At 64.7% G+C, this 22,382-nt stretch carries 22 protein-coding genes; 4 read left to right on the top strand and 18 right to left on the bottom strand.

The window, feature by feature from the left end; genetic code table 11:
• Positions 1 to 88: 88 nt before the first annotated feature.
• The 4 genes from AABA84_RS03370 to AABA84_RS03385 all read right to left on the bottom strand — a co-directional run bounded on the left by AABA84_RS03370 (position 89) and on the right by AABA84_RS03385 (position 4,374).
• Positions 89 to 811 (bottom strand): SDR family NAD(P)-dependent oxidoreductase, encoded by a 723-nt coding sequence (locus AABA84_RS03370; RefSeq protein WP_212252651.1) that lies wholly within the window; start codon positions 809 to 811, stop codon positions 89 to 91.
• Positions 804 to 2,186 (bottom strand): class I adenylate-forming enzyme family protein, encoded by a 1,383-nt coding sequence (locus tag AABA84_RS03375; protein ID WP_212252648.1) that lies wholly within the window; start codon positions 2,184 to 2,186, stop codon positions 804 to 806. Before AABA84_RS03375 ends, AABA84_RS03370 begins: the two co-directional genes overlap by 8 nt.
• Complete coding sequence (locus tag AABA84_RS03380; RefSeq protein ID WP_008543699.1) at positions 2,173 to 2,418, bottom strand: acyl carrier protein; 246 nt, start codon at positions 2,416 to 2,418, stop codon at positions 2,173 to 2,175. The genes AABA84_RS03375 and AABA84_RS03380 overlap by 14 nt, the downstream gene beginning before the upstream one ends.
• Before the next feature lie 141 nt (positions 2,419 to 2,559).
• Entirely contained in the window at positions 2,560 to 4,374 is a 1,815-nt protein-coding gene (locus AABA84_RS03385) for a long-chain-acyl-CoA synthetase (protein WP_338311355.1), read from the bottom strand.
• Between the two features lie 183 nt (positions 4,375 to 4,557).
• On the opposite strand from AABA84_RS03385, the gene AABA84_RS03390 reads away from it, so the two are divergent.
• Positions 4,558 to 5,538, top strand: coding sequence for a Bug family tripartite tricarboxylate transporter substrate binding protein (locus AABA84_RS03390; RefSeq protein ID WP_338311356.1), 981 nt, complete (start codon positions 4,558 to 4,560; stop codon positions 5,536 to 5,538).
• Between the two features lie 43 nt (positions 5,539 to 5,581).
• Here the strand turns inward: AABA84_RS03390 and AABA84_RS03395 are convergent, their stop codons facing one another.
• From AABA84_RS03395 to AABA84_RS03420, 6 genes are all read right to left on the bottom strand, one after another.
• Positions 5,582 to 5,851: a DUF3551 domain-containing protein gene (locus AABA84_RS03395; RefSeq protein WP_212252642.1), complete on the bottom strand. Its 270-nt coding sequence runs from the start codon at positions 5,849 to 5,851 to the stop codon at positions 5,582 to 5,584.
• Positions 5,852 to 5,884: 33 nt separating this feature from the next.
• Positions 5,885 to 6,163 (bottom strand): DUF3551 domain-containing protein, encoded by a 279-nt coding sequence (locus AABA84_RS03400; RefSeq protein WP_212252640.1) that lies wholly within the window; start codon positions 6,161 to 6,163, stop codon positions 5,885 to 5,887.
• 128 nt (positions 6,164 to 6,291) lie between these two features.
• Positions 6,292 to 8,169: a molecular chaperone HtpG gene (gene htpG / locus AABA84_RS03405; protein WP_338311358.1), complete on the bottom strand. Its 1,878-nt coding sequence runs from the start codon at positions 8,167 to 8,169 to the stop codon at positions 6,292 to 6,294.
• 123 nt (positions 8,170 to 8,292) lie between these two features.
• Positions 8,293 to 8,697, bottom strand: a complete 405-nt coding sequence (locus AABA84_RS03410; protein WP_338311361.1) for a hypothetical protein — start codon at positions 8,695 to 8,697, stop codon at positions 8,293 to 8,295.
• A 251-nt stretch (positions 8,698 to 8,948) separates the two neighbouring features.
• Complete coding sequence (locus tag AABA84_RS03415; protein ID WP_338308834.1) at positions 8,949 to 9,557, bottom strand: nuclear transport factor 2 family protein; 609 nt, start codon at positions 9,555 to 9,557, stop codon at positions 8,949 to 8,951.
• Positions 9,558 to 9,687: 130 nt separating this feature from the next.
• Positions 9,688 to 10,494 carry a response regulator gene (locus tag AABA84_RS03420; RefSeq protein WP_026201627.1) on the bottom strand — a complete coding sequence of 269 codons (807 nt, stop codon included), beginning with the start codon at positions 10,492 to 10,494 and terminating at the stop codon, positions 9,688 to 9,690.
• Between the two features lie 219 nt (positions 10,495 to 10,713).
• Between AABA84_RS03420 and AABA84_RS03425 the strand changes: the two genes are divergently transcribed.
• Together AABA84_RS03425 and AABA84_RS03430 are read left to right on the top strand one after the other, a co-directional pair.
• Positions 10,714 to 10,944 (top strand): NepR family anti-sigma factor, encoded by a 231-nt coding sequence (locus AABA84_RS03425; RefSeq protein ID WP_028139965.1) that lies wholly within the window; start codon positions 10,714 to 10,716, stop codon positions 10,942 to 10,944.
• Entirely contained in the window at positions 10,944 to 11,492 is a 549-nt protein-coding gene (locus tag AABA84_RS03430) for a sigma-70 family RNA polymerase sigma factor (protein ID WP_018316216.1), read from the top strand. Before AABA84_RS03425 ends, AABA84_RS03430 begins: the two co-directional genes overlap by 1 nt.
• Before the next feature lie 99 nt (positions 11,493 to 11,591).
• On the opposite strand, the gene AABA84_RS03435 is transcribed toward AABA84_RS03430, so the two are convergent.
• The 8 genes from AABA84_RS03435 to AABA84_RS03470 all read right to left on the bottom strand — a co-directional run bounded on the left by AABA84_RS03435 (position 11,592) and on the right by AABA84_RS03470 (position 20,865).
• Entirely contained in the window at positions 11,592 to 12,305 is a 714-nt protein-coding gene (locus AABA84_RS03435) for a nitroreductase (RefSeq protein WP_338311363.1), read from the bottom strand.
• Positions 12,306 to 12,429: 124 nt separating this feature from the next.
• Entirely contained in the window at positions 12,430 to 13,674 is a 1,245-nt protein-coding gene (locus AABA84_RS03440) for an acyl-CoA dehydrogenase (RefSeq protein ID WP_338311365.1), read from the bottom strand.
• Positions 13,675 to 13,797: 123 nt separating this feature from the next.
• A complete protein-coding gene (locus AABA84_RS03445) occupies positions 13,798 to 15,039 on the bottom strand; it encodes an acyl-CoA dehydrogenase (RefSeq protein WP_338311367.1) in 1,242 nt (413 codons plus the stop codon).
• A 142-nt stretch (positions 15,040 to 15,181) separates the two neighbouring features.
• On the bottom strand, positions 15,182 to 16,309 hold the full coding sequence (locus AABA84_RS03450; RefSeq protein WP_338311368.1) for an acyl-CoA dehydrogenase family protein: 1,128 nt from the start codon (positions 16,307 to 16,309) through the stop codon (positions 15,182 to 15,184).
• A 184-nt stretch (positions 16,310 to 16,493) separates the two neighbouring features.
• Positions 16,494 to 18,365, bottom strand: coding sequence for an AMP-binding protein (locus tag AABA84_RS03455; RefSeq protein WP_338311369.1), 1,872 nt, complete (start codon positions 18,363 to 18,365; stop codon positions 16,494 to 16,496).
• 43 nt (positions 18,366 to 18,408) lie between these two features.
• Complete coding sequence (locus tag AABA84_RS03460; protein ID WP_338311370.1) at positions 18,409 to 19,215, bottom strand: enoyl-CoA hydratase/isomerase family protein; 807 nt, start codon at positions 19,213 to 19,215, stop codon at positions 18,409 to 18,411.
• 161 nt (positions 19,216 to 19,376) lie between these two features.
• Positions 19,377 to 20,135, bottom strand: a complete 759-nt coding sequence (locus AABA84_RS03465; protein ID WP_212252621.1) for an SDR family NAD(P)-dependent oxidoreductase — start codon at positions 20,133 to 20,135, stop codon at positions 19,377 to 19,379.
• Positions 20,136 to 20,205: 70 nt separating this feature from the next.
• Positions 20,206 to 20,865, bottom strand: coding sequence for a TetR family transcriptional regulator (locus AABA84_RS03470; RefSeq protein ID WP_212252619.1), 660 nt, complete (start codon positions 20,863 to 20,865; stop codon positions 20,206 to 20,208).
• A 152-nt stretch (positions 20,866 to 21,017) separates the two neighbouring features.
• On the opposite strand from AABA84_RS03470, the gene AABA84_RS03475 reads away from it, so the two are divergent.
• Positions 21,018 to 22,190 carry an acetyl-CoA C-acetyltransferase gene (locus AABA84_RS03475; protein ID WP_212252617.1) on the top strand — a complete coding sequence of 391 codons (1,173 nt, stop codon included), beginning with the start codon at positions 21,018 to 21,020 and terminating at the stop codon, positions 22,188 to 22,190.
• Positions 22,191 to 22,382 lie beyond the last annotated feature (192 nt).

The raw sequence follows: 22,382 nt of genomic DNA on the forward strand, positions 1-22,382 counted from the left end.
AACCCAATCGATTGCGGGGCATCTTACGACCAAATCCGGCTGGATGTCATTGTGCCGGATCAACGCAATCATGTCGGCGGAGTTCCGCTTAGGCCGTATTCCCCGCGTCCACGGTAAACACGGTCCCGGTGACGTTGCGGCCGCCCTCCCCCAAGAGATATTCCACCATGCGCGCGACGTCGTCCGTCTCCGGCAGGCGGCGCAGCGCGCTGCGGCTGGCGATGCGCTTGCGGGCCTCGTCGGACAGGTTGTGCGTGAGCTCGGTGTCGATGAAGCCCGGAGCGATCGCGTTCACGGTGATGCCGAGCTTGCCGACCTCGCGAGCCAGCGAGCGGGTGAAGCCGGTGGCGGCCGCCTTGGTCGCGCCATAGACGGACAAGCCGTTATAGCCGGTGGTCGCGATGATCGAGGAGATGTTGATGATGCGGCCGGCGCCGTCGGCCATCATCTGCCGCGCGACATATTTGGTGAGGATGATCGGCGACAGCACGTTGAGCTGCACCAGCGCCTCGATCTCCGAGTTATGCATGGTGGCGAGCAGGCCTTCGGTGCCGAGGCCGGCATTGTTGACGAGGCCGTAGGTCGGGCCGAACTCGTCGCGCACGAGCTTTGCAAAGGCCGGAATGGCGTCGATCACGGCAAGGTCGCAGGCGCGGAAATGCAGGCGCCCTTCGGACTCCGCAATCGCGGCCCTGAGCTCCTCGCTCTCACGCCGGGCGGCCGCGACCACGTTGTATCCGGCGCCGGCGAGGCGCTTGCCGATCGCAAGGCCGATGCCGCGGCTGCCGCCGGTGACGAGGACATTATGCATCGGTGCGCGCCAGTTTTCCGGCCGGGGTGACGTCGAGCGCCTCGACGAAGCGGATCACCGCCGGCACCTTGTGGGACGCGAGCTGCGCGCGGCACCGCTCCAGGATCTGGTCGCGGATCTCCTTCGCGCGCGCGGGATCGGTGCCCTGAGTGAGGATCACGTCGGCGACCACGATGCCACCGGTGATCGGGCTCTTGCGCGATTTGGCCCGCGACATCCGCACGTCGGGATGGCGGTTGATGACCGCCTCGACCTCTTCGGGGTGGACCTTCAGCCCGCCGATATTGATGATGCCGCCGCGGCGGCCGACGAAATAATAGCGCTCGCCGCGCAGCTCGACGATGTCGCCGCTGTCGACGAATCCGTCGCCGTCGGTGAGCGCGGCGGCATTGCGGCCGACATAGGCATGCGCGGTGCGCGTCGAACGGATACGCAGCGAGCCGTCGACCACTTTCATCTCGACGCCATTGCGATTGCCGAGATAGTCGGCCGGAAAGCCCTCCAGCCCGTCATTGACGGCAAAGCCGACGCCGGCTTCGGTCGAGGCATAGGCATGACCGACGGAGGAATTGGGGAATGCCGCCTTCAGCCCGTCGAGCACCGCCTGGTCGGCGATTTCACCGGAGAGGCGGACGTAAGCCGGGGCGAACTGCGCGGCCGAACCGCTCATCAGCAGCTTGCGCCAGTGCGAGGGCGTGCCGGAGATGTGCGAAACCCCGCGCGCCTTCAGCCGCGCGACGTGATCGCCGAGCGCCTCGTGCGGATCCGACAGCACCATCGAGCCGCCGGAAAGGACGGCGCGCAGGAAGATTTGCAGGCCGCCGTAGCGGCGAATGTCGTAGAAGGTCGCCCAGACCGGCGCCGCGCCGCGCGCGGGCCCTTCGGCAACGATCGCACCGGTCAGCGCTTCCAGCGTGTGGCCGGCGATCTTCGGCACACCCGAGGTGCCGGAGGTGAGCATCAGCCATTCCGTCGCGCGTTCGGTCTTGACCGGCGCGGTGGCTTCAAGCGGCAATTGCGCGGTGACGACGAGCGGGACACCAGTCCCGGCCCAGCGCTCGGATTCGTCGGTGACGACGGCATCGATCCCGGCATCGGCGATCAATGCATCGAGATGCGCCGGATTGAGATCGGGCGGGCACAGCAGCATGCGACGGGCGATGCCGTCGAGCTCGATCATGGCGAGGCCCGACCGCAGCTGGTCGGACAATTTGAGCAGCACGGAGCGGCCGGACAATTCCCGCAGGCGGCCGCCCAGAACCGTCTGCGTCAGGATATCGGTCAGCGACACGCAGCTGTGCGCGTCCGACAGCGTACGGCCGGTCAGCTCCGCGCCGAGATGGTCGCGAAGCGCAAAGATCTCACGCGGGGACATTTTCGTAGGCCCGCACGAAATCGCCCACCGTGGCGGGGAATGCTGCGTCCTCGGAAATGGTGAAGGGGTCGACGCCGGTCTCATCCTCGAGACGCGCAACCAGGATGGCGAAGGCAAGCGAGTCGAAACCCGTCTCGTGCAGCGACAGATCGTCCGAGAGTGCGGGAAGCGTGACGTGCTGCTCTTTGGCGATCTGCTGGATCGCGTCGATGACCTTAGACCTTACCGACATGGCTGGCTCGCTTTGTTATCGTTGGCGTTGCGGCGGCTCTTGCTGGCCGCCTCCCCATGGCCGCCTGTTTATCCGACAGAAGTAAATGGCTTCTTGGACAATTCAGATAAAATTGGACCTATCTGCGGTTTTTGATGGGATTTACAGCCTGATCGAGCCGTCCACGATCCGCGCATGGGCCTCCGTATCGAGCGCCACATAGGCCCCGGACTTCGGGTCTGCGATGAACAGCGGATCGGAGATCCCGGCGGGATCGAAGCCTTCCCGTGCGAGCTCGCCCTTCTTCTGCTTGAACGTCTCGGTCGCATCGATCTCGCCGGAGATGCGGATGAAGACGGGGCGCGCATAGGCCGGCAGGCGCTGCGCGAGATGTGCGGGCAATGCCGCAATGTCAAAGCCCTCGTTGACGACGATCGCGCTCATGCCGGCGCGGCCGTCGGCGCCGGGGACGCTGACGCCGTAGGTAGTGGCGTCGACCACGCCGGTGAAATCGCGCATTGCGTCATTGACCTCCGAGGTCGCGACGTTCTCACCCTTCCAGCGGAACGTGTCCCCGATCCGATCGACGAAATGGAAGAAGCCCCTGTCGTCGATCCGCATCAGGTCGCCGGTGCGGAACCAGGCATCGCCCCGGGCAAAGACATCGCGAAGGACTTTCTTCTCGGTCTCGCCGGTGTCGGTGTAGCCCTCGAAACGGCCGCCGCCTTCATCGGCGGTGCCGATGCGGCCGATGGCTTCGCCGGCCTCACCGCGGGCGCAGGCGAGGCAAAACCCCTCTGCGTTGCGCAGTGGCACGCCGCTGTCGGGGTCGAGCTTGACGAGATTGGCAGGGAAGCGATGCGCCAGCAGCGGCGGGATGCGCCCGATCGCGCCGGGCTGCCCCTCGACGTTGAACAGCGAGAAATTGCCTTCCGTGGCCGCATAGAATTCGAGGATACGGGGAATGGCGAAACGGGCCTGAAAGTCCTCCCAGATGTCGCCGCGCAGGCCGTTGCCGCAGACGAGGCGGAGACGATGCCGGTTCTCATATTCCGACGGCGCCGCCTTGAGCAGATAGCGGCAGAGCTCGCCGATATATTGAAACAGCGTGCAGTCATGGCGCGCGATGTCGGACCAGAAATGCGAGGCCGAGAATTTCTCCGCGATCACCACCGAGCCGCCGGCAGCGAGCATGCTGCAGGGCGCTACGATGCCGCCAACCGAGTGGAACAGCGGCAGGCAATCGTAGAGCCGGTCTTGCGGGCTCGCGCCGGTGAGGCCGGCGAACCAAAAGCCCCAATTGAGAATGCGGCGGTGGCTGATGCTGGCGGCCTTCGGCATGCCTGTCGTGCCCGAGGTGTAAATCAATAGCGCACGGTCGTCGATGGTGACCTCACCGCGCTCCTCCGGCGAAAGGGAAGCGTCGTCCAGCGCCGCGAGGGCGACGTCGATGGCGCGCTCGCTGCGGGCATCGCCATGCGTCCAGACCTTGGCCTGCGTCTTCAGATGCGGCATTGCGCTCTCCAGCAGCGCTGTCAGCTCATGCGCAACGATGATATGCGAGGGCTTTGCCACATCGAGACAATGCGCGAGCGACTGTCCCACCAGCTTGGTGTTGAGCAGCGCCGCCACGCCGCCGATCCGGCTGATGCCGAGCCAGGCCGCGACATAATCGATGCCGTTCGGCATGATCAACGCGACGGTGTCACCCTTGGCCACGCCGGCCGAGCGCGCCCAGCGCGCGTAGCGGTTGATGCGCTTCGACAGGTCTTCGTAGTCGAGACTTGCGTTGTCCGTGATCAGCGCGACGCGGTCGGGCTGGCGCTGCGCCCAATCGTCGATGACGTCGGCGAAGAGACGTCCCGGCAGCGTCTCGATCCGCGCGGTGAGCTCGATGGCCTTCAGCCAGATCTTCGAAGCCGACGGCGCGCGCGCGGCTTTCGGTCGTTCGATGACACCGATCGTCATGCCGTTCATTCTTTCGGAACGTGTCTGCTGGTTCCGGCACCTTAGCCCGCGCGCCCTGCCCAGGTGTTAAGAGACAAGGTAAAACCCGGTTAGTACGCGATTAACTCTAGCGATCCTTTACCAAGCCGGCGGGATCGGCGTGCGCGGCGGCGCAATTCTTGCGATAGCAACGCGAGGGTGGGGATACAGATCATGATCACCAAACGGCATTTCCTCCAGACCGCCGCCTGTGCCGCAGCCGCGCTCACCGCGCCGCGCGCTTTTGCCCTCGGCAACCCCTCCTATCCCTCGCACAGCGTGAAATGGGTGGTGCCTTATGCACCGGGCGGCGCCACCGACGTGCTGTCGCGGCTGCTCTGCCAGCGGCTGTCCGACCGGCTTGGACAAACCTTCGTCGTCGAGAACAAGCCGGGCGCCGGCAGCAATATCGGGACACAGGCCGTGATCACCTCGGCACCCGACGGTTACACGCTGCTGCTGACCTCGACCGCGAATGCGATCAACGCCTCGTTCGGTCCGGCGCTGCCGTATGATTTCGCCAAGAGCATCGCGCCGGTCGCCGGCGTCGCGCGGATTCCGCTGGTGCTGGTCGTCAACAACGACCTGCCGGTCAAGACCGTCGCGGACTTCATCGCCTATGCCAAGGCCAGCCCCGGCAGGATATCGATCGCCTCCTCCGGCATCGGCACCTCGCTGCACCTCTCGGGCGAATTGTTCAAGTCGATGGCCGGCGTGCAGTTCACCCACGTGCCCTACCGCGGCTCGGCACCGGGCTTGACCGATGTGATGAGCGGCCAGATCCAGGGCATGTTCGACAACGTCACCTCGTCCTTCGAGCTGGTGCGCGCCGGCAAGCTGCGCGCACTCGGCATCACCACGCGCGAGCGCTCGGAGAACCTTCCCGACGTGCCTTCCATCTCCGACACGCTGCCCGGCTTTGAGACGAGCTCGTTCTACGGCGTCGGCGCTCCGCGCGACACGCCGCGCGAGATCGTCGACCTGCTCAATCGCGAGATCGATGCTGCGCTGTCCGATTCCGGGATCAAGGCCCGTATCGCCGAACTCGGCGCCATCCCGCTGCATGGCAACGCCAGTGAGTTCGGCGGCATGCTGACGGACGAGACCAGCCGTTGGCGCAAGGTGGTGGAGCTATCGGGAGTCAGGAAGGAATAGCGGCAGCACTGCCCGCGAGGCGGAAGCGCCGGTCCGCCCGACGCTAGCCGCTACGCCTGTAGCGCAAGCGCTCCGGCGGCGCGTGGACCGGATAATACGGGTTGAGATCGCAGATTGCGGAGCGGCCCATCGCGGTGGCGCGGCACTGCGGCAATGAGGTGAAGGAGCAGTCGTACCACTCCCCACCTCCCCCGTTCGCACCTGAATAGACGTGCATGCAGACGGGGTAACGCGGATCAAAAGTCTGCGCATTCGCGGACGCGGGCGTGAGCAGTGCGCCGGCGGTCAGGATCAGGCCGAACGAGAAGCGCATAAACTGTGTTCCGGTGCGTTGCATCGCAGATCGCTATTGCTGTTTCTTGTGACGCCGGCGCGGCTGCGGCTGGTCGAAGGCGTAGTAGGGATTGACGTCGCAGCTGGCCGAGCGGCCCGACGCGGTCGCACGGCACTGCGGCAGCGAGGTGAAGGAGCAGTCGAAATAATCGCCGCCGCCACCGCCGAAGCCGCCGCCGGGCGTGTAAACGTGCATGCACACCGGGTAGCGCGGATCATAGGTCTGGGCGCTAGCATCCGCCGCGACGACCAGCGTGGCAATCGCGGTGAGGGTCAAAATCGACAGGCGCATGGACTTAGTCCTCGAATCGACGGCGTCGGCGGATCTGATGTCGACGGCCTCGTATGGCATAACACCAGGCCGGAGGCGACAGTTCCTAGGGACAGATGACGGCAAGGTGAGCGCCGCGGGCTGCGGCGCTAGGCGCCGAGCCCCTGCAGCACGAGCCGGTTCAGCCTCGCCGCAAACGCGGCGGGATCCTCCGGCAGTTCACCGTCCAGGATCTGCGCCTGCTCGAGCAGGAGCAGGCTGAGATCGTCGACCGCCTTCGAGCCGGCTTGCGCCTTGGCGATCGCGCCCACCATCGGATGACGCAGATTGATCTCCAGGATCGGCCTGGTCTTCATGCCGCGGTTCTGCTGCGACAGGATGCGCTCGAGCTCGCGGCTCGGGCCCTGGCTGTCGGCGACGAGGCAGGAGGCCGAGCTGGTGAGGCGCGTCGAGGCCTTGACGTCGCTGACACGTTCGCCGAGCGCGGCCTTGATCACGGCGATGGTGGCCGCTTCATCCGCCTCGGGCTCGTCCTTCTTTGCCTCGTCCTTGTCGTCGACGCGCGGAATCAGGTCGAGATTGAGATCGCCCTGGCTGAGCGACTTCAGCGGCTTGCCGTCGAACTCCGACGGCATCGAGGTCCAGAACGCATCGACGGGATCGGACAGCAGCAGCACCTCGATGCCGCGCGCGGTCGCAGCCTCAAGCCGCGGATTGGATTTCAGCCGCTCGATGCTGTCGCCGACGAGATAATAGATCTCGGTCTGGTTCGGCTTGAAGTCGGCGATGACCTGCTTCAGCGACCGCTTCTCGCCTGATGTCGTGGTGAAGCGCGACAGTGCCAGCAGCTTTTCGCGGCGCTCGAAGTCCTCGTAAATGCCTTCCTTGAGCACCGCACCGAAGGCGTCCCAGATCTTCGCAAAGTTCTCCGGATCCTTCTCGGCCAGGCTTTCGAGCTCCGACACGACCCGGGTCGCCACGGCTTTCCGGATCTGTGCCAGCTGCGGATTGTTCTGCAGCATCTCGCGGGAGATGTTGAGCGGGAGATCCTCGCTGTCGACGACACCGCGGATGAAGCGCAGATAGCCCGGCAACAGATCGGCATCGTCGGTGATGAAGACACGGCGGACGTAGAGCTTCACCCGGCCCTTGCGGTTCGGCTCGAACAAATCGAACGGCTTGGTCGAGGGCGCGAACAGCAGCACCGCGTAGGAGTAGCGGCCTTCGGCGCGGTAATGCAGCGTCATCGCGGGATCGTCGAAGGCGGAGGCGATCTGCTGATAGGCCTTCTTGTAGTCCTCCGCGGTCAGCTCGGATTTCGAGCGCTGCCACAGCGCGCTGGCTGAATTGATCTGGCGGGGCTCGCCTTCTTCCGGCACCAGCTCGATCGGGAACAGGATGTTGTCGGAATAGGCACCGATGATGCGCTCGATCTCAAAGGTCTCGAGATATTTCTTGGCGTCGTCCTTCAGATGCAGGACGATCTCCGTGCCGCGCGTCAGTCGCCCCGCCTCCTCGTCGCCGGCACGGGCGATCTCGAAGCCGGAGCCGCCGGAGGACGTCCAGGTCCAGACGTCGCTCTCGCCGGCGCGGCGGCTGATCACGGCGATCTTATCGGCGACCATGAAGGCGGAATAGAAGCCGACGCCGAACTGGCCGATCAGGCCAAGGCCGTCCTTGGCCTCCTTCAGCTTCGACACGAACGCCTTGGTGCCGGAGCGGGCGATGGTGCCGAGATGGTCGATCAGCTCCTGCCGCTCCATGCCGATGCCGTTGTCGGCGATCGTGAGCGTCCCGGCCGTCTTGTTCGGGATGATGCGGATCTTGAGCGCGTCGCCCTCGCCGAGCAGCGAAGGGGTTGCGATCGCCTCATAGCGCAGCTTGTCGCACGCGTCCGAGGCGTTGGAGACGAGCTCGCGCAGGAAGATGTCGGTCTCGGAATAGACGGAGTGCACCATGAGGTGCAGAAGCTCGGAAACCTCGGCCTGGAAGGGCTGCGTATGCACAGCCGTGTCTGACGTCGTCATGCGTTTACCCGGTCAATACGAAGGGGAAGAAACCCGGGATATAACGCGAGCGCAGGGGGGATCAAGTGGACGTGAAGAATCGCCCTCCCGGCGGGAGGACGATCTGTCCAGTGCCCAGGCGGATCAGGTCACGCAGCGGCCGGGCTGGAGCAGCTTTGCGACCTCGGTCAGGGAGCTGACCATCGGCTCGCAGGCGATCGTCGGCCGGTTGCGCACTTTCTTCTGGTTCAGCAGCACCGGCGGCTTGGCATTGCCGGTTTCGATCACGGCGGGGACCCGCAGCAGCACCGAGGTGTCGGCGAGGTCGTTCAGCCGCATCGAGACGGTGCGGGTCGGAACTCCTGCCTGCTTGATCTCGGCGAGCCGGTCGGCCTTGCCGGTACGATTGACGTTGTGGCCGGGCTTGTCGGCCTTGTCGGCGACCGCCTGCCAGCGGTCCGCCAGATCGTGGCCCGAGGCCAGTTGCACGGCACCGAGCGTCGCAGCAACGGCGACGGCACTCAAAAATACCTTATGAATCTGAGACATGGCTGTCGGTCCCTCGCCCCATGGCGATCACGGGAACAACGCCGGGGAAGGATCAGGGGTTCTCAGAGGTTACGATCACTTAACCGTGTGCGACAAATGCGACAACGTGCACAAAATATTCCGCGCGTGGTGGAACGACTCGCGCGGAAAGGAGTCGTCTCAACAGCCGGCTATTCCCCCCTGCCCCATAAGCCGGTGACGTAGGGCGCGACTGTGGTGATGCCAGTCGCGCCTTACTTTTTTTCTGGGGGTCACTTCCCCGCCAGCCACTGCCGCCCTTCGCCATAGAGCTTCTCGACCTCGGGGCCGATCAGACCCGGCATGTCGCGCTTGACCTTGTAGCCGATCAGCTCCTGCATGTAGGCGAGGTGGCGATAGCCTTCGGGCAGCGCGGCGAGCGCCTGTTGGTCGAGGCGGAGGGTAACGGCGGGATCGACCGGGTCGATCCGGTCCTTCTCGTAGATCGGCTGGCGGCGGACGATGCCCCACTTCCCAATTCCTGATTGGTCTTGCCGCTTCTCCAGGAAATCGTAGAAGCGTCCGGTGCAGACGACGTCGCACAGCACGTCATGCACCAGGGCGCGCTGCGAAATCGTCATCTTGGTCTGCGCGATGGCCCGCTCGCCCGCGAGGTCGATGCTGGTGCCGCCGAGGAAATGCAGGATGCGAACGCCCCTGGCAAATCCCTCCTGGCTGACGCGCATGAAATCCCGCGCCGGCCCCTGAAACCAGGTGGCGGACATCCAGCCCTCTTCGTGCCAGACCGTGGCAAAGCGCTCCCAGTCGCCGGCATCGCGCCACACCGCCCAGTTCTCGACGAGATCGCGGATGGCGAGGCGATCGAGGAGTTGCTGGTCCATGGGCACATCTCCGGCTGAGATCAATGCAGGAGGTATGAGCGGCGAAGCCGACGCACGTCAAGCGACACGAAAAATCCGGCGTGCCTTGCAGCACGCCGGATCGGATCGTTTCGCCAAATGGCCAGCCCTATTAAGCCGCCGGCGCCTTCGGTGTGCGGTTGCGCGAGTTGCGCTGGAAGAACAGCGCCTGGCTCGCCACCGCCGACACCATCGCGGGCTGGAACGGTTTTGAGATCAGGAAGGCCGGCTCCGGGCGCTCGCCGGTCAGGAAGCGCTCCGGGTACGCGGTGATGAACACCACCGGCACTTCGAACGTGCGCAGCAGCTCGTTGACGGCGTCGAGGCCCGACGAGCCGTCGGCAAGCTGGATGTCGGCGAGGATCAGGCCGGGCCGCTTGTTCTTGGCCAGCGCCACCGCATCGGCATGCGTGCGCGCGACGCCGACGACATTGTGGCCGAGATTCTTGACCAGGCTCTCGAGGTCCATGGCGATGAAGGTCTCGTCCTCGATGATCAACACGTCGGTGGCGATCTCGGCGGCCATCTCGCGGCCTGCCGCGTCTGCAAGCCGCCGCGTCTCGGCCACGTCGGTACCGAGGATGTAGCCGACTTCCTCTTCCGAAAATCCCTCCAGCGAGAGCAGCAGGAAGGCCTGACGCGGCAACGGCGTGATGTTCGACAGCCGCCGCTCCGGCGGCATCGGCAAGGTCGTCACCTCGGAATCATCGTTGACGGAGACCGAATTCCAGATCTGGGTGAACAGCCGGAACAGGCCCGCGCGCGGCCCATGGCTCTCGTCGAGCACCGACGGATCCCCCAGCATGGCTTCCAACATGGCTGCGACATAGGCGTCACCGGAGGCCTGGCTGCCGGTCAGGGCGCGTGCGTACCGGCGCAACAACGGCAAGTGTTCAGCAACAAGCTGTGAACGGGACATCCCCACTCCATTCATCTTCGGGCCAACCTTAAGGTCCAGGCAATCCGAGGGGGGCCCGGGTTCCCCTGCTGGGCTGATTACGCCTCAGGCCAAGAAAAGTTCCGTCCGAGCGGGAACTTTTTCTCGAACCTCGAATTGAGCCTATCCAGGGAACGGCTCCCGGTTGAGAAAACCTCTCGATTTTACAGTCACTTAACTCGGGGAAACGTGGAACAGGTCATGAAAGATCTCAAGTCTCAAGCCAGCAGAAGCACGACCCCCGGCAAGGGAGGCCTCACTCCGGAGATTCAATCCCGGATCGGGCACCAGTTGCGCGCCATGTATGATGATGTCGTGCGACAAGGGGTTCCAGATCGGTTCGCAGAGCTGATCAAGAAGCTTGATGCGCCGGGAGCGACACCCCACGTGGGAAATGAGGGCGGATCCAACGACAACAATGGGAGGGACTAATGCCTCTCACGGACTCCCTGCGTAACGACATCCTGGCGGCCGTGCCCAGTCTGCGCGCGTTCGCCATTTCGCTCAGCGGCAATGCGGACCGCGCCGACGATTTGGTCCAGGAGACGCTGCTCCGCGCGCTCGCCAACATCGACTCGTTCCAGCCCGGCTCCAATCTGCCGGCATGGCTGTTCACGATCCTGCGCAACCTTTTCCGCTCCGACTATCGCAAGCGGCGGCGCGAGGTCGAGGACGCCGAAGGCAACTACGCCAAGACGCTGAAGACACAGCCGTCGCAGAACGCGCATCTCGAATTCGAGGAATTCCGCACGGCGCTCGACAAGCTTCCACAGGACCAGCGTGAAGCGCTGATTCTGGTCGGCGCCTCCGGCTTCTCCTACGAAGACGCGGCCTCGATCTGCGGCTGTGCGGTCGGCACGATCAAGAGCCGCGTCAATCGCGCGCGCTCGAAGCTCGCCGCGCTGCTCTATGTCGACGGCGCCGAGGATTTTGGCCCGGACGAGACCGTGCGGGCCGTGATCGGCGGCAGCGGCGGCTGACGGCCGGCGTCCTCACGGACCGGACAGACGAAGGCGGCCGTTCTCACGGCCGTCTTCGCGCGCGTCCGACAGCGATGGCGCAGAGCCTGTGCCGCTTGATCACTCGTCCGCGAAGGTCACGGTCTCGGCCACGCTGGCACGCGAGGTGCGGTAGCTGTTGACCTTGTGGGCGTCATCGGCATAGCCGAACGAAATGCCGCAGACGACGCGGCGATCGTCGGGCAGATTGAAGTGGCGGCGGATCAGTCCGGAATGCCGCGCGAGCGCCGCCTGCGGAATCGTGCCGAGCCCGAGCGCCTGCGCGGCCAGCATGAAATTGCTGACATAGGCGCCGCAATCGATCGCACCGTAAATGCCGAGCGGCTCGTTGGTGTGAATGATGGCGACATGCGGCGCGCCGAAGAAATTGTAGTTCTCCAGCGCCTGCCTGGCGTAGGCGCTTCTGTCGCCCCTGGTGATGCCGAGCGTGTTGTAGAGCTGAAAGCCGCTTTCGCGGCGGCGTTCCAGATAAACACCGACATATTCGCGCGGCGGCGTGAAATCGTAATCGTCGCCGAGACCGCCTGAAGCTTCCGCGTAGATCGCCTTGCGGAAGCGCTCCTTGGCCTCGCCGCTGGCGATGATGATCTGCCAGGGCTGGCTGTTGCACCAGGACGCGGTGCGCTGCGCGGTGGTCAGCACATGCTCGATGGTCGCGCGGTCGACCTCTTTGGGAAGGAACGCGCGGACGGAGTAGCGCTCGTTGAGCAGTTCTTCGAGCACGCCGATGCGGTCTTGGGTGGAGTGTTTGGCGTTGGGCACTTTGGCGTCCATGACTTGCCTCGTTTTCGTGCCCCGGACGCAGCGCAGCGCTTCTTCAGCGGTGCGCTGCAGAGCCGGGGCCCATTGTGGCCTCTGGGTCCCGGCTCGCGCTTCGCGCGTCCGGGACACGGTAACCTCACCGCCCCTTGGTCGGGATCTTGTTGTACGGCACGTCCTTGTCGACGCGGATGTCGCCCGGCAGGCCGAGCACGCGCTCGGCGATGATGTTGCGCAGGATCTCGTCGGTGCCGCCGGCGATGCGCATCGAGGGCGAAGACAGCAGCATCTGCTGGAACTGGCCCTGCACGGTCTCCTCGTCGCTGCCCGTGAGAACACCGGCCGCGCCCTGGAGGTCCATGGCGTAGGTCGCGATGTCCTGCAGCATCATGCCCGACACCAGCTTGCCGATCGAATTCTCCGGGCCCGGCCGCTCGCCCTTCGACAGCGCCGAGATCGTGCGGTAGCTGGTGTATTTCAGCCCGCTCGACTTCGCCGCCCAGCTCGCGAGTTTGGAGCGCACAGCGGGATCGTCGATCGCGAGGCCATCTTCCAGCATCAGATTGGAGCAGAACTCGAACATCTCAGGCACGCCGGTCGCAAGGCGCGAGCCGATCGACAGGCGCTCGTTCATCAGCGTGGTCAGCGAGACGCTCCAGCCCTCGCCGACGGCGCCGAGCCGCTGGCTGTCGGGGATCACGACGTCGGTGAAATAAACCTCGTTGAACTCCTGCATGCCATTGGCCTGCTTGATCGGCCGCACCTCGACGCCGGGGCTCTTCATGTCCAGGAAGAACATGGTGAGACCCTTATGCTTGGGCACGTTCGGATCGGTGCGCGCAATCAGAAGGCCGTAGTCGGAGTAATGCGCGCCCGAGGTCCAGATCTTCTGGCCGTTGACCACCCAATTGTCGCCCTTCTTCTCCGCACGGGTGCGCAGGCCCGCGACGTCCGAGCCTGCGGACGGCTCGGAGAACAGCTGGCACCAGATCTCCTCGCCCGAAGCGAGCTTCGGCAAATAGCGGCGCTTGGCATCCTCGCTGCCGAAGGCCATCACGGTCGGGCCGCACATGCCCTCGCCGATCTGGAACGGCTGCGTCAGCTTGCCGTAGACACCCTCTTCCTGCTGCCAGATCACCTTCTCGATCGGCGTCGCGCCACGGCCGCCATATTCCTTGGGCCAGTGCAGGCAGGCCCAATTGCCTTCGAACTTCTTCTTCTGCCAGGCCTTGCCGACATCGACGATGTCGTGGCTGGCAAGGCGAATGCGGCCGAGCGATGATTTTGACAGCTCGGCATGCAATTCCTTCGGCGCATTGGCGTCGATCCATTGGCGCGCGGAGGCGCGGAACGCGGCTTCCTGCGGGGTGTCGTCGAAATTCATGGCGGACCTCTCCATCCTTGCGCGGTGCGTAGGGTGGGTTAGCCGAAGGCGTAACCCACCACTTCTGTCGAGCGTCGTTGCAGCCAACGGTGGGTTACGCTGCGCTAACCCACCCTACGAAACTCATCTTCCCTTCGTCGGGATCTTGTTGAACGGCACGTCCTTGTCGACACGGATATCGCCGGGCAGGCCCAGCACCCGCTCGGCGATGATGTTGCGCATGATCTCGTCGGTGCCGCCTTCGACGCGGGTGCCGGGCGCGCGCAGCAGCATCGCCTGGAAACGGCCGGCGAGCTCGCCATCCTCGCCGCTGACGACGCCGCCCGCGCCCTGCAAATCCAGCGCGTAGGTCGCGACGTCCTGGACCATCGAGCCCGCCACCAGCTTGCCGATGGAATTTTCCGGTCCCGGCCGCTCGCCTTTCGACAGCGCCGAGATCGCGCGCATGCTGGTGTATTTCAGCCCGCTCGCCTTCACCGCCCAGTTCGCCAGCTTCGAGCGCACCGCGCGATCCTCGATCGCGGGGCCGTCGTCGAGCATCAGGCTGGAGCAGTACTCGAACAGCTCGGGGAAACCGGTCGCGACGGCCGCGCCGATCGCGCTGCGCTCGTTCATCAGCGTGGTCAGCGAAACGTTCCAGCCGTCACCGACCTCGCCGAGGCGCTGGTGATCAGGGATACGCACATTTGTGAAATAGACCTCGTTGAAATCCGAGGCGCCGCTCGCCTGCTTGATCGGCCGCACTTCGACACCCGGGCTCTTCATGTCCAGGAAGAACATGGTGAGGCCCTTGTGCTTGGGCACGGTCGGATCGGTGCGCGTGAGCAAGATGCCGTAGTCGGAATAATGCGCGCCTGAGGTCCAGATCTTCTGGCCGTTGATGATCCAGTCGTCGCCATCCTTCTCGGCGCGGGTACGAAGCCCTGCGACGTCCGAGCCGCCGGCCGGTTCGGAGAACAGCTGGCACCAGATCTTTTCACCCGAGGCCAGCGGCGGCAAATAGGTGCGCTTATGCTCCTCGCGCGCGAACGCCATCATGGTCGGCCCGCACATGCCGTGGCCGATGATGAACATGCGGGACAGCAGTCCGAACGGCCCCTCTTCCTGCTGCCAGATCACGCGCTCGATCGGCGATGAGCCGCGGCCGCCATATTCCTTTGGCCAATGGAGGCAGGCCCAGCCGGCATCGGCCTTCTTTTTCTGCCAGGCTTTTGCGACGTCGAGAATGTTGGCGTTTTTCAACTGCGTGCGGCCAAGCGAGGATTTGCGCAGCTCGTCCTCGTATTGCTTGGGCGCATTCGCACCGATCCAGGCGCGCGCGGTGGCGCGGAACTCGGCTTCCTGCGGGGTGTCGTCGAAGTTCATGGTCTCATCTCTCGGTTCGTTCCCCGGACGCTGCGCAGCACGAAGTGATGCGCTACAGATCCGGGGTCCATTGCGGCTTCTGGGTCCCGGCTCTGCGACGCGGCATTACATGCCGCATCGCGTCCGGGACACGAGCGGCGGATTACGCCGCGTTCTTCTTGCGCATGCGGTCGATCAACTGGTCTTCCCAATAGCTGAGGCTGCCGAGCCCGAGCGCCATGGCGTTGGCGCGGCGGTAGTACATGTGGCAGTCGAACTCCCAGGTGAAGCCCATGCCGCCGTGGACCTGGATGTTGTTCTTGGCGCAGTGCTGGAACGCCTGCGTCGCGCTGATGCGCGCGGCAGCGGCGGCTTCCGGCAATTCAGCCGCGTTGGTCGAAAGTGCCCAGGCACCGTAATAGCTGTTGGAGCGCGCCAGCGTGGCGGAGACATACATGTCGGCAAGCATGTGCTTGACCGCCTGGAACGAGCCGATCTGGCGGCCGAAGGCGATACGGTCGAGCGCGTAATCGCGGCCCATCTCCAGCGCACGGTCGGAACCGCCGACCTGCTCGAAGGCGCAGAGCACCGCGGCGCGGTCGAGCACCTGGGTGAGGATGCTCCAGCCTTCGCCGGCAGCCCCGAGCGGCTCGGCCTTAGCGTCCTTGAAGGTGATCTCGGCCTGCCCGCGGGTCGGATCGAGATTGGTGAGGCTTTTCACCTCGACGCCACCGGCTTTGAGATCGACCAGGAACAGCGAAATGTCGGCCTCGCGCCCGCTCGAACCGTTGCGCGCCGCGACCACCGCGAAGTCGGCGATGGCGCCGTCGGCCACCGGCTTCTTCACGCCGTTCAGGACACCGTTCGCGGCCGTGAGCTTGACGTTCTTCGGCGACGGATTGCCCTTGCCCTCGAACAGCGCCAGCGTGCCGATCGCCTCGCCCGAGGCAATCGCCGGCAGCCATTTCTTCTTTTGCGCCTCGCTGCCCGCGATCAGCAGCGCTTCGGCGGCGAGGTAAACCGTGGAAGAGAACGGCACCGGCGCATTGGCCCGGCCCATCTCTTCCGCGATCACGCAAAGCTCGAGATGGCCGGCGCCCGCGCCGCCGAACTCCTCTGGGATTGCGACGCCGAGGAAACCCATCTCGGCGAGGCCCTTCCAGAGCTCCTTGTCGTAAGGCGCCTTGCCGTCGAGCACGACGCGCACCGCCTTCGGCGAGCACTTTTCAGCGAGGAATTTGCGCGCCTGATCGCGGAGCTGTTTCTGGTCGTCGGAGAAATCGAAGTTCATGGCGGGCTTACCTCTTATTGTCTGTCGCTTGTATTGATGCTGTCATTCCGGGGCGCCGCGTAGCGGCGAGCTATGATGCGCAATTGCGCATCTGAGAATCCATTTCACCAGGCGTATGAGGCCTGATGGATTCCGGGCTCGCGCTGCGCGCGCCCCGGAATGACGAGGTGAGAGGGTTGCGTTCTCATCGCAGCACGATCACATCTTCATCCGGCCTGTCCGCATAGAGCCGCTCGACCAGCGCGGCGCGGCGCTCGAGGCCGGCGCGCTGGTTGATGTAGCCCTTGTCGGTAAGCTCGTTGCCGTCGATCGAGGGCGGCTCGACCATCAGCATCGCGCGCGCGATGATGCGGCTGCTGGCGCCTTCGCACTCCCGGTTGTGCGCCTCCAGTCCCCGCCTGAAGCAGGCGACGACCTCGGGATGCTTCACCGCATCCGCAAAGCTGAGCTCGGGATTGCCGACAAGCTGTCGGCAGGCGTGCAGGCTTGGCCAGGCGAGCAGACCGATGAACGGGCGGTCCTGCCCCGCGACCAGCGCGTCATGCACCACCGGCGTTGCGGCTGCGATCGCATCGGTGCGGAGCGAGCCGACATGGACGAAGGTGCCGGTGGTGAGCTTGAAGTCCTCGACCACACGTCCGGCGAAGATGATGCCCTTCACCGGATCGGCATCGTCGACGAAGATGCCGGCATCGCCGATGCAGTAAAAGCCTTCCTCGTCGAACATCTTCTTCGTCAAATCCGGCTGGCCGAAATAGCCGGGCGTGACGTTGACGCCGCGCAGCCGCAGTTCGTATTTCGAGCCGCACGGCACCATCTTCAACTCGACGCCGGGGAATGGCAGGCCGATCAAGCCGACGCGCTCAGTGTCCCAATAGGTGCCGGTCGAGGTCGGCGCGGTCTCGGTCGAGCCCCAGCCGGTGTAGAACACGATGCGTTCGCCGGTGGTCTTCACGGCGAGAGCCTGCATGCGGTCGTAGAGATCGTCAGGCAGCCGCGCGCCGCCATAGGCCATGATCGACAGGTTCTTGAAGAAGGAGCGGCAGAGCGCATCGTCCTTCTCCATGGCGGCGGCGAGCGCCGCATAGCCGGCCGGCACGTTGGCGTAATAGGTCGGCGATATCTCGCGCAGGTTCCGCAGCGTCTCCTCGAACTGGCCCGGCATCGGCCGGCCATCGTCGATATAGAGCGTGCCGCCATCGACCAGGATCGGATGAAACGCCGCATTGCCGCCCATGGTGTGATTCCAGGGCATCCAGTCCAGCATGGTCGCAACAGGACCATCAGGCGAGCGCGGCCGCACCTGCATCATCATCGCCGCATTGGCGCACATCATCTCCTGCGTATTGATGACGGCCTTGGGCATGCCGGTCGAGCCGGAGGTGAAGAGCAGTTTTCCGACCGTCTGCGGCGTGATCTTCGCGATCGACGCCTCGACATCGGCCGTCACTGGCGTCGCCGCAAGCTCCGCGAAACTGACGCTCTTGACGCCGTCACAGGGACGGGCGACGTGAACCACGGTGACGCCGCTGAGATCGATCGCCTTCAGCGCCTTCTCGAAAGTCGGGCCGTCCTGCACCATCACCACGGCCGGCTTGATCAGGTCGAACAAGTACTTCAGCTTGACGTGATCGTGGCTCATCAACGAGTAGGCCGGCGACACCGGCGCCGCGGGGACGCGCGCCTGCATCGCGGCCTGCGTCATCAGCGCATGCTCGATCGAATTGCCGGAGAGGATCGCAACGGGGCGACCATCGAGCCCGAGATTGAGCAGGCCTTGCGTCAGCGCATCCACGGCGCGCTTGGCTTCGCCATAGGACACTTTGCGCCATTCGCGGTTGGCGCCGCCGCGCTGGGCGAGCCAGATGCGCTCGGGCGCGTCCTTCGCCCATTTCGCCAGCGAAGCCGGGATGTGCTTCTCGTAAGGCTGCAGCGGAATGCGCGACTTCAGCACAACAATGCCGTCGTCGCGGCGCTCGACATCGATGTCGCGCGGCAGCCACTCGATCTTGCGAAAGGCGGGCTTCGTCATCACAGCCGCCGCGCTTCCACTCATTTTGCGTCTCCCGGAATTATCGTCCTTTGCGGATCGTTCTCGTTCAGCGCTTGATATAGACAGGCTTTCGCTTCTCAAGGAAGGCCCTGATGCCTTCCGAAAATTCCTCGGAACGGCTGCACAGGACCTGATTGCGATCTTCCATGGCGATGACAGCCTCCAGCGATCCCGCGTCGACACTCATGTTGAGACATTCCTTAGAGAGACGCAGGCCCACGGGCGAAGCCGTCATCATCGCCTCGACATAGGGCTCGGCCGCCGCATCGAGCCTGTCTTCGTCGACGAGCTCCGAGACCAGCCCGACCGCCAGCGCACGCTCGGCGCCGATGAAGCGGCCGGTGAGGATCAGCTCCGACGCCACGGACACGCCGACCAGCCGCGGCAGGAAATAGCTGGTGCCGATGTCGCAGCCGCCGAGGCCAAGCTTGATGAAGGCGCAGTTCATCCGCGCCGATTTCGTCGCGATGCGAATGTCGGAGGCAAGCGCCAGCGCAAAACCGCCGCCAGCCGCCGCGCCCTGCACGAGAGAGATGATTGGCTGCGGACAGCGCCGCATCAGCATCACGATGTCGGCGATGCGGCGCTGCGAATCCAGCGACTCGGTGACGCCAGCCGGCTCCTGTTGCCCGGCCCGGCGGGCCATGGCCGCCTTGAGATCGAGGCCGGCGCAAAAGTTCTTGCCGGCGCCCTTCAGCACGACGACGCGCGTGTCGCGGTTGCGCTGAAGGCCCTGGAAGTAAACGTTGAGCGCGTCGATCAGCGCAGGATCGAGCGCGTTGAGGCTATCAGGACGATTGAGCGTCACCCGGTCGACGCCGTCGTCATGCTCGATCAGCAACGGTTGGGACATGGGGCGCTCCTCCTCACGGTCGTCCCGGCCAAGCGAAGCGCGAGCCGGGACCCATAACCACAGGCGTTTGTTGTTTGCGCACCGCGTCTGCCAGCGTGCCCGCCACAGACGCCGCGGAGTATGGGTCCCGGCTTTCGCCGGGACGACAGCGGAGTTTGCAGCTACCTTGGCGCCATGCGGATGGCGCCGTCGAGGCGGATGGTCTCGCCGTTGAGCATCGGGTTCTCGACGATATGCACGGCGAGCGAGCCGTATTCCTTGGCGTCGCCGAGACGCGAGGGATGGGGCACCTGCGCGCCCAGGCTCTTGCGGGCCTCCTCGTTCAACCCCATCAGCAGCGGCGTGAAGAACAGGCCGGGCGCGATGGTGTTGACGCGGATCTTTTGGCTGGCGAGATCGCGCGCGGCCGGCAAAGTCAAACCGACGACGCCGCCCTTCGAGGCTGAATAGGCGATCTGGCCGATCTGGCCTTCGTAAGCGGCAACCGAAGCCGTGTTGATGATGACGCCGCGCTCTTCGCCGACCGGCTCGATCGTGACGAGGCGCTCGGCGAACAGCCGCAGACAGTTGAAGGTGCCGATCAGATTGACGTTGATGATGCGGGCGAACTTTTCCAAGGGATAAACGCCGTCGCGGCCGACGATGCGCTGCGAGCCGCCGATGCCGGCGCAGTTCATCAGCACCCGCGCAACGCCATGCGCGGCTTCCGCCTTGGCGATCGCCGCCTTGATCTGCTCTTCGCTGGTGACGTCGGCATGGAGCGCCACGCCCTTCACCTCGGCCGCGACCTTCTCGGCATTCTCCTTGTTCTGGTCGATCACGCCGATCTTGGCGCCCTTGGCCGCCATGGCGCGGGCGGTCGCTTCGCCGAGGCCCGAACCGCCGCCGGTGATGAGAACGGCTACGTCTTTCAATTCCATCGCTTGTACCTTTCCTTGGGCGTTTCTTCTCTAGACTTGCAAGTCTTCTGACTGACAAGTGATGGCCGGATTATCCGGCCGCGGCCGCTTCCTCGACTTGCGTGAGGATGCCGCCGCAGATCAGCGTTTCCATATGCTTGATATATTGCCGGCAAACGTCGTCGGTGACCGGGCCGACGCCGGTCGCGCGAGACATCGCGTGCCGGCCGAAGAACAGATGATCGCAGGCGCCGATCAGGCTGGTGTAGAACAGCACCGGATCGGTGGCGCGAAATTCTCCATGGCTGACGCCTTCGGCAAGCAGGCGACGGTGAAAGTCGAGCAGCGGCGCCACGAAGAATTTTGAAACTTCGTCCGCGGAACCGGCGACGCTCTCATGCAGGAGATAGTGGATCAGCCGGTTCATGTAGGGAAACCGGTGATAGGCGCGGATGATGCCACCGATATGCAGCTTGAGCTTCGCCGTCGCCGTGATCGGCTGCGCCAGCAGATATTCGAGATTGGACATCTCGGTCGCGGCGTCTCGCGCGAGCAGCGCCAGCAGCAGGCCGTCCTTATTGCCGAAGTGATATTTGACCAGCGCGGCATTGGCGCCCGACTTCTGGGCGATGTCGGAGAGCGAGATCTCGATCGAGGAGCGTTCGATCATTAACTCGCTCGCGGCCACGAGCAATTTCTCTGCCGTGGAATTTTTCCCGCCGGGGAGCCTGTTCGGTACGCTGGTAGCCACGGAGATCCCTGAATGCGCGTCGAGAGGCGCGCAGATAAGCGCAAGCAGCGCCTCATCACAAGAGTTAATTGATCGATTGACTAAACCACGTCACACCCGTTTAATCCGCCCCGACAACCAGCCTATTCAGAGCAATTCAGGGAGAGACCGACATGGCCGAGGCTTACATCGTCGCCGCTGCGCGTACCGCGGGCGGGCGCAAGGGGGGCCGTCTCGCCGGCTGGCATCCGGCCGATCTCGCGGCAAAAGTGCTGAACGAGCTGGTCGATCGCACCAAGGTCGACCCGGCCCTGATCGAGGACGTGATCATGGGCTGCGTCATGCAGGTCGGCGAGCAGTCCAACAATGTTGCGCGCAACGCGATCATGGCCTCGAAGCTGCCGGAGAGCGTGCCGGGTACCTCGATCGACCGCCAGTGCGGCTCCTCGCAGCAGGCGCTGCACTTCGCCGCGCAAGCCGTGATGTCCGGCACCATGGACGTCGTGATCGCCGCCGGCGTGGAATCCATGACGCGCGTGCCAATGGGCCTGTCCTCGCAGCTTCCCGCCAAGAATGGTTTTGGCAATTACAAGAGCCCGGGCATCGAGCAGCGCTATCCGAACATCGTGTTCAGCCAGTTCACCGGCGCCGAGATGATGGCCGAGAAGTACGGCCTGTCGAAGGATGATCTGGACGAATACTCCTATAACAGCCATCAGCGCGCGATCGCGGCGACGCAAGCCGGCCACTTCAAGAAGGAGATCGTGCCGCTCGAGATCACCCGCGCCGACGGCAGCAAGGACACCCACCACATCGACGAGGGCATCCGCTTCGATGCCACCCTCGACGGCATCAAGGGCGTCAAGCTGATCGCCGAGAACGGCAAGCTAACTGCGGCCAGCGCCAGCCAGATCTGCGACGGCGCCTCCGGCGTGATGGTCGTTAACGAGCGCGGCCTCAAGCAGCTCGGCGTCACACCGCTGGCGCGCATCCATCACATGACCATGACCGGCGGCGATCCCGTCATCATGCTCGATGCGCCCCTGCACGCCACCAAGAAGGCGCTGGAAAAGGCCGGCATGAAGATCGGCGACATCGACCTGTTCGAGGTCAACGAGGCCTTCGCCTCGGTGCCCACGGGCTGGCTGAAGACCACGGGCGCCGATCCGGCGCGCCTCAACGTCAATGGCGGCGCTATCGCGCTCGGCCATCCGCTCGGCGGCTCCGGCACCAAGCTGATGACGACGCTGGTCCACGCCCTGCACCAGCGCGGCAAGCGCTACGGCCTGCAGACCATGTGCGAAGGCGGCGGCATGGCCAACGTGACGATCGTGGAGCGGCTTTAAGCTGCGGCCACACAGATAATGGGTCCCGGACAAGCGCGCGCCGATCCGGGACCCATAACCACAGGAGGCTGCGGTTATGCCGCGCCGGAGCTCCATCTCGTTTCAACAGTCGAGGCCTGTGGTCATGGATCCCGGCCCCCCGTGCGCAATTGCGCACTAGGCCGGGATGACACCTTATTTTGCCGCGAGATC

This window comes from Bradyrhizobium sp. TM239, from assembly GCF_036247985.1.
GTDB classification, from domain to species: Bacteria; Pseudomonadota; Alphaproteobacteria; order Rhizobiales; family Xanthobacteraceae; genus Bradyrhizobium; species Bradyrhizobium ottawaense.

Bases quoted from the DNA above. Each gene is read 5' to 3' on its own strand.
- AABA84_RS03370 (WP_212252651.1), bottom strand. From the start codon at position 811: ATGCATAATGTCCTCGTCACCGGCGGCAGCCGCGGCATCGGCCTTGCG.
- AABA84_RS03375 (WP_212252648.1), bottom strand. From the start codon at position 2,186: ATGTCCCCGCGTGAGATCTTTGCGCTTCGCGACCATCTCGGCGCGGAG.
- AABA84_RS03380 (WP_008543699.1), bottom strand. From the start codon at position 2,418: ATGTCGGTAAGGTCTAAGGTCATCGACGCGATCCAGCAGATCGCCAAA.
- AABA84_RS03385 (WP_338311355.1), bottom strand. From the start codon at position 4,374: ATGAACGGCATGACGATCGGTGTCATCGAACGACCGAAAGCCGCGCGC.
- AABA84_RS03390 (WP_338311356.1), top strand. From the start codon at position 4,558: ATGATCACCAAACGGCATTTCCTCCAGACCGCCGCCTGTGCCGCAGCC.
- AABA84_RS03395 (WP_212252642.1), bottom strand. From the start codon at position 5,851: ATGCGCTTCTCGTTCGGCCTGATCCTGACCGCCGGCGCACTGCTCACG.
- AABA84_RS03400 (WP_212252640.1), bottom strand. From the start codon at position 6,163: ATGCGCCTGTCGATTTTGACCCTCACCGCGATTGCCACGCTGGTCGTC.
- htpG (WP_338311358.1), bottom strand. From the start codon at position 8,169: ATGACGACGTCAGACACGGCTGTGCATACGCAGCCCTTCCAGGCCGAG.
- AABA84_RS03410 (WP_338311361.1), bottom strand. From the start codon at position 8,697: ATGTCTCAGATTCATAAGGTATTTTTGAGTGCCGTCGCCGTTGCTGCG.
- AABA84_RS03415 (WP_338308834.1), bottom strand. From the start codon at position 9,557: ATGGACCAGCAACTCCTCGATCGCCTCGCCATCCGCGATCTCGTCGAG.
- AABA84_RS03420 (WP_026201627.1), bottom strand. From the start codon at position 10,494: ATGTCCCGTTCACAGCTTGTTGCTGAACACTTGCCGTTGTTGCGCCGG.
- AABA84_RS03425 (WP_028139965.1), top strand. From the start codon at position 10,714: ATGAAAGATCTCAAGTCTCAAGCCAGCAGAAGCACGACCCCCGGCAAG.
- AABA84_RS03430 (WP_018316216.1), top strand. From the start codon at position 10,944: ATGCCTCTCACGGACTCCCTGCGTAACGACATCCTGGCGGCCGTGCCC.
- AABA84_RS03435 (WP_338311363.1), bottom strand. From the start codon at position 12,305: ATGGACGCCAAAGTGCCCAACGCCAAACACTCCACCCAAGACCGCATC.
- AABA84_RS03440 (WP_338311365.1), bottom strand. From the start codon at position 13,674: ATGAATTTCGACGACACCCCGCAGGAAGCCGCGTTCCGCGCCTCCGCG.
- AABA84_RS03445 (WP_338311367.1), bottom strand. From the start codon at position 15,039: ATGAACTTCGACGACACCCCGCAGGAAGCCGAGTTCCGCGCCACCGCG.
- AABA84_RS03450 (WP_338311368.1), bottom strand. From the start codon at position 16,309: ATGAACTTCGATTTCTCCGACGACCAGAAACAGCTCCGCGATCAGGCG.
- AABA84_RS03455 (WP_338311369.1), bottom strand. From the start codon at position 18,365: ATGAGTGGAAGCGCGGCGGCTGTGATGACGAAGCCCGCCTTTCGCAAG.
- AABA84_RS03460 (WP_338311370.1), bottom strand. From the start codon at position 19,215: ATGTCCCAACCGTTGCTGATCGAGCATGACGACGGCGTCGACCGGGTG.
- AABA84_RS03465 (WP_212252621.1), bottom strand. From the start codon at position 20,135: ATGGAATTGAAAGACGTAGCCGTTCTCATCACCGGCGGCGGTTCGGGC.
- AABA84_RS03475 (WP_212252617.1), top strand. From the start codon at position 21,018: ATGGCCGAGGCTTACATCGTCGCCGCTGCGCGTACCGCGGGCGGGCGC.